This window comes from Tenacibaculum sp. DPLXC6, from assembly GCF_056815515.1.
In genome coordinates, this window is the sequence record NZ_CP141806.1 from 3063446 (window position 1) to 3075902 (window position 12457).

At 32.1% G+C, this 12457-nt stretch carries 15 protein-coding genes and 1 tRNA gene; 11 read left to right on the forward strand and 5 right to left on the reverse strand.

Annotated features, from left to right (window positions below):
* The first annotated feature begins 17 nt into the window (after positions 1-17).
* Together VCM48_RS13995 and VCM48_RS14000 are read left to right on the forward strand one after the other, a co-directional pair.
* Positions 18-245 carry a hypothetical protein gene (locus VCM48_RS13995; protein WP_482270918.1) on the forward strand — a complete coding sequence of 76 codons (228 nt, stop codon included), beginning with the start codon at positions 18-20 and terminating at the stop codon, positions 243-245.
* A 164-nt stretch (positions 246-409) separates the two neighbouring features.
* The gene (locus VCM48_RS14000) at positions 410-970 is read left to right on the forward strand and encodes a hypothetical protein (RefSeq protein ID WP_482270919.1); all 561 of its coding nucleotides are present in this window, start codon (positions 410-412) and stop codon (positions 968-970) included.
* Positions 971-1099: 129 nt separating this feature from the next.
* Here the strand turns inward: VCM48_RS14000 and VCM48_RS14005 are convergent.
* The 3 genes from VCM48_RS14005 to VCM48_RS14015 all read right to left on the reverse strand — a co-directional run bounded on the left by VCM48_RS14005 (position 1100) and on the right by VCM48_RS14015 (position 1646).
* Positions 1100-1173, reverse strand: a tRNA-Arg gene (locus VCM48_RS14005).
* Between the two features lie 75 nt (positions 1174-1248).
* On the reverse strand, positions 1249-1482 hold the full coding sequence (locus VCM48_RS14010; protein ID WP_274639317.1) for a putative signal transducing protein: 234 nt from the start codon (positions 1480-1482) through the stop codon (positions 1249-1251).
* A gap of 11 nt (positions 1483-1493) precedes the next feature.
* Entirely contained in the window at positions 1494-1646 is a 153-nt protein-coding gene (locus VCM48_RS14015) for an SsrA-binding protein (protein ID WP_274639318.1), read from the reverse strand.
* A 606-nt stretch (positions 1647-2252) separates the two neighbouring features.
* On the opposite strand from VCM48_RS14015, the gene VCM48_RS14020 reads away from it, so the two are divergent.
* Positions 2253-3194, forward strand: a complete 942-nt coding sequence (locus VCM48_RS14020; protein ID WP_274639321.1) for a calcium/sodium antiporter — start codon at positions 2253-2255, stop codon at positions 3192-3194.
* Between the two features lie 72 nt (positions 3195-3266).
* Here the strand turns inward: VCM48_RS14020 and VCM48_RS14025 are convergent, their stop codons facing one another.
* On the reverse strand, positions 3267-4277 hold the full coding sequence (locus VCM48_RS14025; RefSeq protein ID WP_482270920.1) for a glutamine synthetase beta-grasp domain-containing protein: 1011 nt from the start codon (positions 4275-4277) through the stop codon (positions 3267-3269).
* 184 nt (positions 4278-4461) lie between these two features.
* Here VCM48_RS14025 and VCM48_RS14030 point away from each other — a divergent pair, with 184 nt between their 5' ends.
* From VCM48_RS14030 to VCM48_RS14045, 4 genes are read left to right on the forward strand one after another with little or no spacing between them, the layout of a single operon-like run.
* The gene (locus tag VCM48_RS14030) at positions 4462-6645 is read left to right on the forward strand and encodes a glutamine synthetase III family protein (protein ID WP_482270921.1); all 2184 of its coding nucleotides are present in this window, start codon (positions 4462-4464) and stop codon (positions 6643-6645) included.
* Complete coding sequence (locus tag VCM48_RS14035; RefSeq protein ID WP_482270922.1) at positions 6645-7106, forward strand: GNAT family N-acetyltransferase; 462 nt, start codon at positions 6645-6647, stop codon at positions 7104-7106. The genes VCM48_RS14030 and VCM48_RS14035 overlap by 1 nt, the downstream gene beginning before the upstream one ends.
* Before the next feature lie 20 nt (positions 7107-7126).
* On the forward strand, positions 7127-7612 hold the full coding sequence (locus tag VCM48_RS14040; protein WP_482270923.1) for a GNAT family N-acetyltransferase: 486 nt from the start codon (positions 7127-7129) through the stop codon (positions 7610-7612).
* Positions 7613-7668: 56 nt separating this feature from the next.
* Positions 7669-8847: an AIR synthase related protein gene (locus tag VCM48_RS14045; protein WP_482270924.1), complete on the forward strand. Its 1179-nt coding sequence runs from the start codon at positions 7669-7671 to the stop codon at positions 8845-8847.
* Positions 8848-8899: 52 nt separating this feature from the next.
* Here VCM48_RS14045 and VCM48_RS14050 read toward each other — a convergent pair whose 3' ends face one another.
* Positions 8900-9331, reverse strand: coding sequence for a hypothetical protein (locus VCM48_RS14050; protein ID WP_482270925.1), 432 nt, complete (start codon positions 9329-9331; stop codon positions 8900-8902).
* A gap of 78 nt (positions 9332-9409) precedes the next feature.
* Here VCM48_RS14050 and prfA point away from each other — a divergent pair, with 78 nt between their 5' ends.
* From prfA to VCM48_RS14070, 4 genes are all read left to right on the forward strand, one after another.
* Positions 9410-10486 carry a peptide chain release factor 1 gene (prfA, locus tag VCM48_RS14055; RefSeq protein WP_274639327.1) on the forward strand — a complete coding sequence of 359 codons (1077 nt, stop codon included), beginning with the start codon at positions 9410-9412 and terminating at the stop codon, positions 10484-10486.
* A 304-nt stretch (positions 10487-10790) separates the two neighbouring features.
* On the forward strand, positions 10791-10979 hold the full coding sequence (gene rpsU, locus VCM48_RS14060) for a 30S ribosomal protein S21 (RefSeq protein ID WP_115900369.1): 189 nt from the start codon (positions 10791-10793) through the stop codon (positions 10977-10979).
* 100 nt (positions 10980-11079) lie between these two features.
* A complete protein-coding gene (locus VCM48_RS14065; RefSeq protein WP_482270926.1) occupies positions 11080-11223 on the forward strand; it encodes a hypothetical protein in 144 nt (47 codons plus the stop codon).
* 82 nt (positions 11224-11305) lie between these two features.
* Positions 11306-12442 carry a hypothetical protein gene (locus VCM48_RS14070; RefSeq protein WP_274639328.1) on the forward strand — a complete coding sequence of 379 codons (1137 nt, stop codon included), beginning with the start codon at positions 11306-11308 and terminating at the stop codon, positions 12440-12442.
* Positions 12443-12457 lie beyond the last annotated feature (15 nt).

A 12457-nucleotide genomic window follows, 5' to 3' on the forward strand; every position in this document is an offset into this window, starting at 1 on the left:
TTTAATGCTGTTATTTAATGGTAGAAGTTTTTAAAACGTCGGTAGTATTAATTGAAGATGAAGAATATCTTTTAAGAGAACTTCAAAAGAAGTTTCCAGATTATCTAATTAATTTTGATCTGGAGGATTGTGATAATATTCTTCGAATAGAAATTGCTAACGAAAAAATTAACGTTGCTAGAATTATCAAATTAGTGAGGTCTTATAATTTTGATATAGAAGTATTGGAAGATGTAGTAGGTTAAATATAACTTCAAGCTATTAAAAATAAAACCCTGTTAGAAAACTAACAGGGTTTTTTGTGATTTTGATAATATTATTTCTATTTATGAGGCTTTGTTTCTTAAAGTGATAAAATCTTTTATACCTCTAAATCAAAAAGATATATTTGTAAAGTTAAAATGTGTTGATGAAAATTGTAAAGAGCTTGTTTGTTTTAGTGTTGTGTTGTGGTTGTTCTAAAGCTAATATGGAGGTAGAGTTTTTAGAATCTGATAAATCAAAAATAGTTTTTGAACATAATATCTTGACAAAATCATTTTTAAGTAATTTTGATGAAAAGAAATATAAATTCAAAAAAGAACTAAGTGAAGAAAGCGATGAAACCACTTATAAGTATGAGGTGGAGTTGTTCAAAAAAAATCAATTGTTAGTTTCATATTCAACTAGTACATACTATTATCCAAATTTTATTGAAGAGAATGATATGAATCTATATTTTGAAGGGTATATGTTAGGACATAAGTATATAGATTCTAATAGTTCTACAATTAAATATGAAAGAGATTCAGATTTTATTTTACCATTTAGTGTGTTTGAAGTAGATGAAATTAAGAATCAAAATAACAAAGGCTTAGGATATAATTTTTATATCTTAGACAAGAATAAGATAATATTTATTTCAATAATTACTCATCAAGATTTTGTAATAAATAAAACATTATTATTAAATAGGATTACAAATATGTAAAGTTTAGTAATATTGAAATACAGGAAGATGTATTGAGTATAAAAGACAAAACAATATTAGAAGGCTAACAAGAAAAAGAAAACCTATGACAAAAATAAAACCCTGTTAGAAAACTAACAGGGTTTTTTGTGACCTCGGCAGGATTCAAACCTGCAACCTCTTGAGCCGTAATCAAGTGCACTATTCAGTTATGCTACGAGGCCTTTTTGCGGGTGCAAATATAAGAATGTTTTTTAAAAACTAAAGCAAAAAAATAATTTTTTTTCAAGCTTTTTTAATTATTTATCAGCTTCTATTTCTTGTTTAAAATCGTCAATAGTGCGTTGAGCTTTTTCAAGGTCTGATTCATAGATAAATACGTCAATAGAGTTACCTAAAGTTCCAAAACCAGCAACCCTTCCAGCTTCTTTATTATCTTTTACTAAATACGGAACTTCAATTTCATTAAGTAACTGACTTAATCTGTTCACAAAGATTTGAGAACCTGAGAAAACTTTAATATGCTTGTTCATAATGGTAAATTTTAATCCAACGAATTTATTGTAATATAAGCACGCCATCCAATAATAGCCAATTGAAATTTTGATGCTTTCGATATATCCAATTCCTTTTTAGTAAAGGAAGGTAGTAGAGCCTTGTTTAGTTTGGCTAAAAACTTAAAAAAACTTTTTTTCATTAGTAGTTGATTCTACTATCAAAAATAACGAAAAATAATTTGTTATAATAAGAAAGTATAAACTTTACTTGACTTAAAATGAAAAGTATAGGTTTTAACAAGCCAACCTCTTAAAAGATCAATTCCAGTAATAAATAAGCAATTTTAATGGTTATTAGAATTAGTTTTAAAGCAAGTATAATCATGTTTGATTTATGTGTTTTTAGTTAGTAAATAATGATGAATTCCGGAATTGTTTTTTCAATATATGAGAAAGGAAATATTACAGCCAAACTTTTGAATCTAATTTAATTGGATTGAGTTTATATTTAAATCTATAAAAACACTATTAGTTTTAATTTATAACCTTATTGTTTATGTTTAAGTTATTGAATGAAATAAAAAAAATGTTTTTTGTTTTGTTTAGTAATAAAGTAAAGGGCTTTTTTTAAATGAAATTGAAAAGTAAAGGAAAAAGGATCTTTTAAACAGAGGATTTTTGGCTTTTTGATTTTTTTTGAAGTTAATCATAAGGAAAAAAGTATTGGTTTTAAAAGTTGTATTTACCTATTTGTTTATGTTTCAAAACTTCGTTACAAAAGAGTATCTTCGCCCAAAAAATATTTTATGAGCATTCTATACATTATTATTGGTTTAACATTGTTGGTTTTAGGAGGGAATTGGCTGTTGAAAGCAGCGGTAGGTTTGTCGCTAAAACTAAATATACCAAAAATTGTAATAGGTATGACTGTAGTGTCTTTTGCTACTTCAGCACCGGAATTAATAGTAAGTATAAAATCAGCTTTAGATGGAGCTACAGGACTAGCTGTAGGAAATGTAATTGGGTCTAATATTGCGAACCTAGGTTTAGTATTGGGAATAACAGTAATACTATCGTCAATTGATGTAGAAAAAAGTTTTTACAAGACTGATTGGCCAGTAATGATGATTGCTTCTGTAATGTTGTATTTTTTTATAGTGAATGATAAAACCATCCAGTTTTACGAAGGAGCTATATTATTTGGAATGTTGGTGGTGTTTTTAATCTATTTATTACGTTTTCAAAAACAAGCTGTGGTTGATGAAATGCCTGAAGATGATGAAGAGCTACCATTATACAAAATAGCACTATTCTTAGCAGTTGGAGGAGTTGGTTTATGGGGAGGTTCAGAATTATTAATTAACGGCTCAGTAAGTTTAGCGAAGAATTTAGGTGTTAGTGACGCTATAATTGGAGTAACAGTAGTATCGGTAGGAACAAGTGTTCCTGAGTTAGCAGCATCAATTATTGCGGTGTTAAAGAAAGAAAAAGCCATTTCATTAGGAAACCTTGTAGGTTCTAATGTGTTTAATATTTTAGCAGTTTTAGGTATTACAGCAATGATTACTCCTGTTGAAGTGAAACCAGATGCATATAGTTTAATAAATAATGATATTTATTGGATGTTAGGAGTTTCGTTTGCTATACTACCCTTGGTGTTTATTCCAAAAGGTATGCGATTAGGATGGAGAGATGGAATCGTTTTACTAGGAACGTATGCGACTTTTATATATTTAACTATTTCATAAAAATAATTAGTCATAAGTCAAAAAAAAAGCCGCTATTAGCGGCTTTTTTAGTTGTGTTGTTGTGTTTGTTAACTATATTTCTGTACCTTTTACAGTCTCTATAATTCTACCAGCTACTTTGTAAGGATCAGCGTTTGAAGCAGGTCTTCTGTCTTCTAACCAACCTTTCCATCCTTTTTCTACAGTAATAATAGGAATACGGATTGAAGCACCTCTATCAGAAACTCCATAACTAAAGTCTGATACATGAGCAGTTTCGTGTAAACCAGTTAAGCGCTCATCATTGTTAGCTCCATATACATCCATGTGCTCTTCAGTAACAGGTCTGAATGCTTCACAAATTTTCTCGTAAGTTTCCTTAGAACCACAAGTTCTTAATGTAGTGTTAGAGAAGTTAGCATGCATACCAGAACCATTCCAGTCTCCTTTTATAGGTTTTGGATGATACTCAATATAGTAACCGTACTTTTCAGTTAAACGATCTAATAAATAACGAGCAACCCAAATTTCATCACCAGCTTTTTTAGCACCTTTAGCAAATAATTGGAATTCCCATTGTCCTGGAGCAACTTCTTGGTTAATTCCTTCAAAGTTTAAACCAGCTTCAATACATAAATCAGCATGCTCCTCAACAAAGTCTCTTCCCCAAGTGTATCTTCCACCTACAGAACAGTAGTATTTTCCTTGAGGTCCAGGAAATCCACCACGTGGGAATCCTAAAGGTAAATCAGTTTTAGTATCCATTAAGAAATACTCTTGCTCAAAACCAAACCAAAAATCATTATCGTTATCATCAATTTTAGCACGTGCATTAGATGCGTGCGGAGTACCGTCAGCATTTAAAACTTCAGACATTACTAAGAATCCATTTTTTCTAGTTGGGTCAGGATAAATAGCAACAGGCTTAAGTAAACAGTCAGAAGCACCTCCAGAAGCTTGTTCTGTTGAACTTCCATCAAAAGACCAAATAGCACAATCTTCTAATTTACCGCTAAAGTTTTCTTCAACTTTAGTTTTACTACGCATGTTTTGAGTTGGTTCATGACCATCTAACCAAATGTATTCTAATTTTGATTTACTCATGATTTTTGTTTTTGTGTTGTTTTCGAGTTAATTATGGGGCAAAATTGAGTATTTTTTATCAAAGGTCAAAATTTTTCGGGGTATTTTTGTTTAAAATTAACTTTAAATTAATTTAACCCCTATTTTTTTAGGGGTGTTTGTTTTAAAAATGTATTTTTGATTATCTAATTTAATACTTTATTATATGTCAACTTTAAGATTAAATGCTTTACAAGAGGTTTTACATAGAGAAACTGTTGTAGTAGAAGAAAAAGAACGTCGTTCAGAATTGTTTGGTAAAAATGTGTTTAATGAACAAGCAATGCGTCAATATATGACCAAAGAGGCATACCAAAGTGTAATGGATGCTATTGAATTTGGAACTAAGATTGATAGAAAAACTGCTGATCAGATTGCTGTGAGCATGAAAGATTGGGCATTATCTAAAGGAGCAACACATTATACACACTGGTTTCAACCTTTAACGGGGTCTACAGCAGAAAAGCACGATGCGTTTTTTGAAACTGTTGAAGGAGGAGGAGCAATGGAGAAGTTTGATGGAGGTCAGTTGGTGCAACAAGAGCCAGATGCGTCGAGTTTTCCTAACGGCGGAATTCGAAATACTTTTGAAGCACGTGGTTATACGGCATGGGATCCAACATCACCTGCGTTTATTTATGGTACCACCTTATGTATTCCAACAGTTTTTGTAGCATATACAGGTGAAGCGTTAGATAATAAAGCACCATTGCTAAGAGCATTACAAGCGGTTGATACAGCAGCTACAGCAGTTTGTAAGTATTTTGATAAGAATGTAAGTAAAGTAAATGCAACCTTAGGTTGGGAGCAAGAGTATTTTTTAATTGATACGGCATTAGCAGCGGCACGTCCTGATATTATGATGACAGGAAGAGCATTGTTAGGACATGCTCCAGCAAAAGGCCAACAATTAGATGATCATTACTTTGGATCAATACCTACAAGAGTATTGAACTTTATGCGTGATTTGGAGCATGAATGTATGCTGTTGGGAGTGCCAGTTAAAACACGTCATAATGAAGTAGCACCGAATCAGTTTGAATTAGCACCAATTTTTGAAGAAGCCAATTTAGCGGTAGACCATAATTCATTATTAATGGATGTGATGGAAAAAGTATCGCAACGTCATAAGTTTAAAGTGTTATTCCACGAAAAGCCATTTGCAGGAATTAATGGTTCAGGAAAGCATAACAACTGGAGTTTATCTACCAATACAGGAGTTAATTTATTAAGCCCGGGAAAAACTCCAATGAAGAATTTACAATTCTTAACCTTTTTTGTAAATACCATTAAAGCGGTTCATGATTATGAAGAATTAATAAGGGCGTCTATAGCAAGTGCAAGTAACGATCATCGTTTAGGGGCAAATGAAGCGCCACCAGCAATCATATCAGTTTTCATAGGTTCACAATTATCATCAGTATTAGATGAGTTAGAAAATGTAACGAAAGGAAAACTATCACCTGAAGAAAAAACAGATCTAAAATTAAATATTGTAGGTAAGATTCCAGAAATCTTATTAGATAATACAGATAGAAATAGAACTTCACCTTTTGCCTTCACAGGAAACAAGTTTGAGTTACGTGCAGTAGGTTCATGGTCTAACTGTGCAGGGCCTATGACAGTATTGAATACCATTATAGCTAGACAATTAAATGAATTTAAAGAAGAAGTAGATAAATTAATTGATAGCAAAAAACTTAAAAAAGACGAGGCGATATTTAATGTGTTAAGAGAATATATTAAGGCATCAAAAAGTATTCGATTTGAGGGAGATGGGTATGGAGAAGCTTGGGAGAAAGAAGCAAAGAAAAGAGGTTTATCAAATAATAAAACAACCCCAGAAGCTTTAAAAGCAAAGATTTCAAAAAAAGCAATTTCTCTTTTTGAAGAAATGGGCGTAATGAATAAGGTAGAGGTAGAAGCACGCCATGAAATTGAGTTGGAAGAATATTCAAAGAAAATTCAAATAGAAAGTAGGGTGTTGGGTGATATTGCAAGAAACCATATTATACCAATTGCTATTCAATACCAAAACACCTTAATAGAAAACGTAAGAGGGTTGAAAGAAATTTTTGGAAATAATTTTGAGAAGTATGCTAACGAACAAATTGATTTAATTCAAAAAATATCAAATCATATTGCTGAAATAAATTCAAAAGTTGAAGATATGATTGAGGAACGTAAAAAAGCCAATAAACTGGAAGGGCAGAAAAATGCTGACGCATATTGTAATAAAGTAAAACCTTATTTTGATGAAATTCGTTATCACTGTGATAAGTTAGAGTTAATGGTTGATGATAACCTTTGGCCTTTAACTAAGTATAGAGAGTTATTGTTTACTAGGTAATGAATGATAAAATAAGTTTAGAAAGATTAAATTCCACTCACGAGATTTTTATTCGTCTAGTAAAAGAACTAGACGAATACCTCTCAGGAATTAACGGTGACCAAGATGCTTTTTTTAAGGAGTTTAACACTATAGATAAACTACAGTATGTAGTGGTGTGTTACATAAACAAGGTAGCGGCAGGTTGTGGTGCTTTTAAGCGAATTAACGGCACAACTGTTGAGGTTAAACGTATGTACGTTAAACCAATATACAGAGGGAGAAATATAGCAACCTTGATTCTAAAAGAACTGGAAGAGTGGGCAAGAGAAGAGCGGTTTAGTTCTGTTGTTTTAGAAACGAGTAAAACCATGCAACCAGCGATACATTTGTATAAGAAAAATGAATATGGTGTTATATCGAACTATGGTCCTTATAAAGGTGTAGAATCAAGTATATGCTTTAAAAAAACATTGAACTAAATAGTTTTAAGGTAAATAATATGATAGAGGTAGTTAAACTTACTCAAAATCATTGGAAAGAAGTAGCTGAAATTTATAAAGAAGGTATCGCTACAAAAAACGCTACGTTTAGAACAAAAGTTCCTAGTTGGGAGGAATGGAATACTTCACACCATCAACACACTCGATTTATAGCTATTGAGGATAATAAAATATTAGGTTGGTGTGCTATAGCCCCAGTATCAACAAGATTTGAATATAGAGGAGTAGCAGAAGTAAGTGTTTATGTTAAGTTAGGAGTATTAGGAAAAGGTGTAGGAAGCTTATTGATGGATGCTGTTGTAAAATCTTCAGAAGAAAATGGTGTTTGGACGTTGTATTCAAGTTTATTTCCAGAAAATGAAGCAAGTGTTAAACTACATGTTAAATATGGTTTTCGAAAGATAGGTTATCGAGAAAAAATAGCTGAATTAGATGGGATATGGAGAGATACCGTATTGTATGAAAGACGAAGTAAAAAACAATAATTACTTTGATAGTTTCCTGTTTTTAAAGTAATTTCGCGGCAACAACAACACAACACATGAGTAACGAAGTATCTAAACGCTACGCACAACGCGGAGTATCGGCATCTAAAGAGGATGTACACAACGCAATCAAGAATATTGATAAAGGATTGTTTCCAAAAGCTTTTTGTAAAATAGTTCCAGATTACTTAACAAATGATGAAGAGTACTGTTTAATCATGCATGCTGATGGTGCAGGAACAAAATCGTCTTTAGCATACATGTACTGGAAAGAGACAGGAGATATTTCTGTATGGAAAGGTATTGCTCAAGATGCTTTAATCATGAATATTGATGATTTATTATGTGTAGGTGCTACAGATAACATTATGTTGTCTTCTACTATCGGACGTAATAAAAGTAATATTCCAGGAGAAGTTTTATCGGCAATTATTAACGGAACAGAAGAGTTAATTAATGAGTTGAAAGAATTTGGGGTTACCATTCATTCAACAGGAGGAGAAACTGCAGATGTAGGAGATTTAGTACGTACAATAATTGTTGATTCTACAGTAACTGCCCGTATGAAACGTGCTGATGTAATTGATAATGCAAATATCAAAGAAGGAGACGTAATTGTTGGTTTAGAGTCATTCGGACAAGCTACTTACGAGAAAGAATATAATGGAGGTATGGGAAGTAATGGATTAACTTCTGCACGTCATGATGTGTTCCATAAATATTTAGCAGAGAAATACCCAGAAAGTTTTGATGCTTCAGTACCGTCAGATTTAGTGTACTCAGGAAATACAAAATTAACAGATGAGGTAGCAGATTCACCAATTGATGCAGGTAAGTTAGTGTTGTCTCCAACAAGAACGTATGCGCCAATCATCAAAGAAATTTTATCAAAGTATTCTTCTGAAGATGTACACGGAATGATTCACTGTTCTGGAGGGGCACAAACAAAAATTTTACACTTTGTAGATAACTTACATATTGTAAAAGATAATATGTTCCCAATTCCACCATTATTCAAATTGATACAAGAACAATCAAAAACCGATTGGAAAGAAATGTATCAAGTTTTCAACTGTGGTCACAGAATGGAATTATACGTTTCTCCAGAAGTAGCGGAAAATATCATTGAAATTTCTAAGTCATTTAATGTGAATGCGAAGGTGATTGGTAGAGTAGAAAAATCTGATAAAAAGCGCTTGACAATCAAAAGTGAATATGGAACTTTTGAGTATTAATTCAACAAGATAAAAGTAATATAGAATCCTCAGAAAAATCTGAGGATTTTTTTTATTTCATTTTATCAAAAACAAAATCAATAGAAAACTCATCGTTAGCTACGGTAGCTTTTAGTTGACCGTTCTCTTTCCAGTAATGAATAGAAGAAGGGAATTCATTCAGTTTGTTTTCCGCAGTAAAAGAAGTATCTGTTTGTTGTGTAAAGGCAAATAAAGTAGGATTTTCATTTACACCGGTTACTTGTAAAAACAATGAATCGTTTTTAGTAATAATGTGTAAAATCTCTTTAAATACAGTATCGTTTTTTTGTAAGGAAAAACCAATTCCAGAAAAATCATTTTCCCAAAACTCGAAAGTCCTTTTATCAGTTTCGTTATAAACACGTTCCCATTTACCAAACAACCAAGTAGGTTTTGTGATTTTCTTTTCTTGCAGACAAGAAAAAAGTAGTGCACAAGTAAAAAATAAGATTAAAATTCGCATAACAAAAGCCTTAATGAACTAAAGATATGAATAAAATTCGATAAAAAATCGTAAATTCGCACCCCAAGAAAAGATACTATGCTAGATAAATTACAGATAGTTAAACAACGTTATGATGAGGTTTCAGACTTAATCATCCAACCAGATGTTATTTCTGATCAGAAACGTTATGTACAATTAAACAAAGAATATAAAGATTTAGGAAAGGTTGTAAAAAAAGCAGACGAGTACAAAACTTTATTAAATAATATAGAAGAAGCTAAGGAAATCATTGCTGACGGATCGGATGCAGAAATGGTTGAAATGGCGAAAATGGAAATGGACGAAGCAAAAACTCGTATTCCTGAATTGGAAGAAGAGATTAAGTTTTTGCTAATTCCAAAAGACCCTGAAGATGCTAAAAATGCGGTTGTTGAATTACGTGCAGGAACAGGAGGGGATGAAGCAAGTATTTTTGCAGGAGACTTATACCGCATGTATACCAAATATTGCGAAAGCAAAGGATGGAAAGTATCCACAGTAGATTTTTCTGAAGGAACTAACGGTGGATTTAAAGAAATTCAGTTTGAAGTAACTGGAGAGGATGTATACGGAACGTTAAAGTTTGAAGCGGGTGTACACCGTGTACAGCGTGTACCACAAACAGAAACACAAGGACGTGTACATACATCAGCAGCAACTTGTATGGTATTCCCAGAAGCAGAAGAATTTGATGTAGAGATTAATCCAAAAGATGTACGTATTGATTATTTCTGTTCATCAGGACCAGGGGGACAGTCAGTAAACACTACGTATTCAGCAGTACGTTTAACGCATATTCCTACAGGATTAGTAGCACAATGTCAAGATCAAAAATCACAGCATAAAAACAAAGAGAAGGCATTTAAAGTATTACGTTCTCGTTTATACGATTTAGAATTAGCTAAAAAACAAGAAGCTGATGCAGCAAAACGTGGTTCAATGGTAACCTCAGGAGACCGTTCTGCAAAGATTAGAACGTATAACTATCCACAAGGACGTGTAACAGACCACAGAATTGGATTAACCTTATACGATTTATCAAACATTGTAAACGGAGATATTCAAAAAATTATAGACGAGTTAATGCTCGCAGAAAATACTTCTAAGCTAAAAGAACTAGGAGAAACTATTTAATTAAAAGGCGTTACTATTTTAGTAGCGCCTTTTTTAATGTCTCAAATCCTTGTAGAGCCGATAAATAAAACATACCTTTGCGCCGTATTAATGTTCTGTCCTTTTAGGAGAAAATCTACAAGTCTTTATACTATTTTCTGTAACCATCAGATTCCATAGTCTTCAGTTGCTTTACAAAGCGTTTTCAATAGAATTTTTAATCTAAAATAAATATCATATAAATCATAGCATAGTTTATACTATGTTTAGTATTGTGCTGTAATTTATATGACTTAAAGTATGTCAAACAATAAAACCTTATAGTATGTTAAGAATAGTTGTAAAAGAAGGTGAAAATATCGATAGAGCCTTAAAGCGTTACAAGCGTAAATTTAGAAACGTAAAAGTTTTACAAGAGTTAAGAGAAAGAAAGCAATACACTAAGCCTTCAGTAACAAGAAGAGCACAAGTTCAAAAAGCAGCTTATAAAGAGCAGTTATTTAAAGAAGAATAGTAGTATAGCTATATAAAATACAAAAGCGCAACCAAATTGGTTGCGCTTTTTGTTTGTATAAAGTTAATAGTTATCTCGTTTTCTTTTTAAAAAGTTAGTTATGCTAATTGCTATAGCAAAAGCAGTTAATGTTATTATGATGGATTTTAACTCAGTCATAGGGCTAGATAAATGGATAGCTATTCACTATTATAGTAGAGACCAAATAAAATATAGCAACGATTACAGGGTTGAAACGAAATAAAGGAGTTTCATTCGTTCGGATGGAGCGCTTTTTAGTTGGTGTACCTCTAATATTGTCTTTTCAAATCTAAAAAAAATGTATTATGGAACAAACACCTAAAAGTTCACTTGAAGCTTCACAATTGGCGCATTCGAGTAATGAATTATCAGCTTACGGATACTATGTTTTGGTAGAAGGGTTATTTTATACTATAGAATCATATACAATTAAAATGGAATTCGGATTTAATAAGTTGGGAAGCCTAAAGTATGCTCCAGCAGATAAAGAATTCAAAATTGTTGTATTTCGACCAGATTGGTACTATGAGCATACATCGTTTTTTGCTCAAGACCTTGATATAGTTAACCATGATTATACAAACCGTATAGAGCCAAGAATAACAAAGGTAGCAGAGCAAGTATATGAACTGGAGTTTCCAGTATTAAAAAGAGGGCAGTTATTAATTATAAGAGATTATAATAATTTATATGGTATAGGAATAGGAAGTGTTTCAGAAGCTTTGGTAGAGCTTTTCAATACAACTAAAGCACCAGCTTATGCTGTGATTGATAATATTAAAAAAGCTTTAAAATCTTTTCCAGATAATTTAGTTATTCAAGCCTTAAAAGGAGTTTGGGAACATAAAGAACTAGAAGAAAAAACGGAAAAAACGTGGAATACTGTTCGGGAAAAATTAGATAACTATAATCAACGTGATGATAGAGGAGGAAAATTAGTTCTAGCCGATGAAGCACTTCACGAAATTGCCTATTACCTTTCTTTAGATGATAACACTCCAAGAAAGGACGAAGCAAAAGCTTTAATTAAAGAAATAGAAGCTTTTAAAAATGAGAAGCCAGAAACAGTAAAAGAAGAACTTCCAGAGATGTCTTTACTGGCAGATAGTGTGAGGAATTATGTAGGAGATATGTTTACACTGACAATGGTTGAGATAGGAGATGACGTGTTACTTCGGTTTAAGGGAATTCCTAATGAATACGATGGAGTTGTGTTAAAGCATAAAAAACAAGTACAAAATGAAGCTACTGGAGCTTTTTTACTACAAACTAATGAAATAAATGGTGAAAACTGGAATACTTTCTGTTATGAAAACGATGGATGGGGCGGATTATATACTTATGTGTATCCTCCACAAATAAACAATAAGGTATATGTAAAAGAAGGAGGAGAAACAGAGGATAGTCCATTGAAACTATACAAAGACTATGCTAAGCAATAAAAATAACAAAATAAT

Bases quoted from the DNA above. Each gene is read 5' to 3' on its own strand.
- VCM48_RS13995 (WP_482270918.1), top strand. From the start codon at position 18: ATGGTAGAAGTTTTTAAAACGTCGGTAGTATTAATTGAAGATGAAGAA.
- VCM48_RS14000 (WP_482270919.1), top strand. From the start codon at position 410: ATGAAAATTGTAAAGAGCTTGTTTGTTTTAGTGTTGTGTTGTGGTTGT.
- VCM48_RS14010 (WP_274639317.1), bottom strand. From the start codon at position 1,482: ATGAACAAGCATATTAAAGTTTTCTCAGGTTCTCAAATCTTTGTGAAC.
- VCM48_RS14015 (WP_274639318.1), bottom strand. From the start codon at position 1,646: ATGAAAAAAAGTTTTTTTAAGTTTTTAGCCAAACTAAACAAGGCTCTA.
- VCM48_RS14020 (WP_274639321.1), top strand. From the start codon at position 2,253: ATGAGCATTCTATACATTATTATTGGTTTAACATTGTTGGTTTTAGGA.
- VCM48_RS14025 (WP_482270920.1), bottom strand. From the start codon at position 4,277: ATGAGTAAATCAAAATTAGAATACATTTGGTTAGATGGTCATGAACCA.
- VCM48_RS14030 (WP_482270921.1), top strand. From the start codon at position 4,462: ATGTCAACTTTAAGATTAAATGCTTTACAAGAGGTTTTACATAGAGAA.
- VCM48_RS14035 (WP_482270922.1), top strand. From the start codon at position 6,645: ATGAATGATAAAATAAGTTTAGAAAGATTAAATTCCACTCACGAGATT.
- VCM48_RS14040 (WP_482270923.1), top strand. From the start codon at position 7,127: ATGATAGAGGTAGTTAAACTTACTCAAAATCATTGGAAAGAAGTAGCT.
- VCM48_RS14045 (WP_482270924.1), top strand. From the start codon at position 7,669: ATGAGTAACGAAGTATCTAAACGCTACGCACAACGCGGAGTATCGGCA.
- VCM48_RS14050 (WP_482270925.1), bottom strand. From the start codon at position 9,331: ATGCGAATTTTAATCTTATTTTTTACTTGTGCACTACTTTTTTCTTGT.
- prfA (WP_274639327.1), top strand. From the start codon at position 9,410: ATGCTAGATAAATTACAGATAGTTAAACAACGTTATGATGAGGTTTCA.
- rpsU (WP_115900369.1), top strand. From the start codon at position 10,791: ATGTTAAGAATAGTTGTAAAAGAAGGTGAAAATATCGATAGAGCCTTA.
- VCM48_RS14065 (WP_482270926.1), top strand. From the start codon at position 11,080: ATGCTAATTGCTATAGCAAAAGCAGTTAATGTTATTATGATGGATTTT.
- VCM48_RS14070 (WP_274639328.1), top strand. From the start codon at position 11,306: ATGGAACAAACACCTAAAAGTTCACTTGAAGCTTCACAATTGGCGCAT.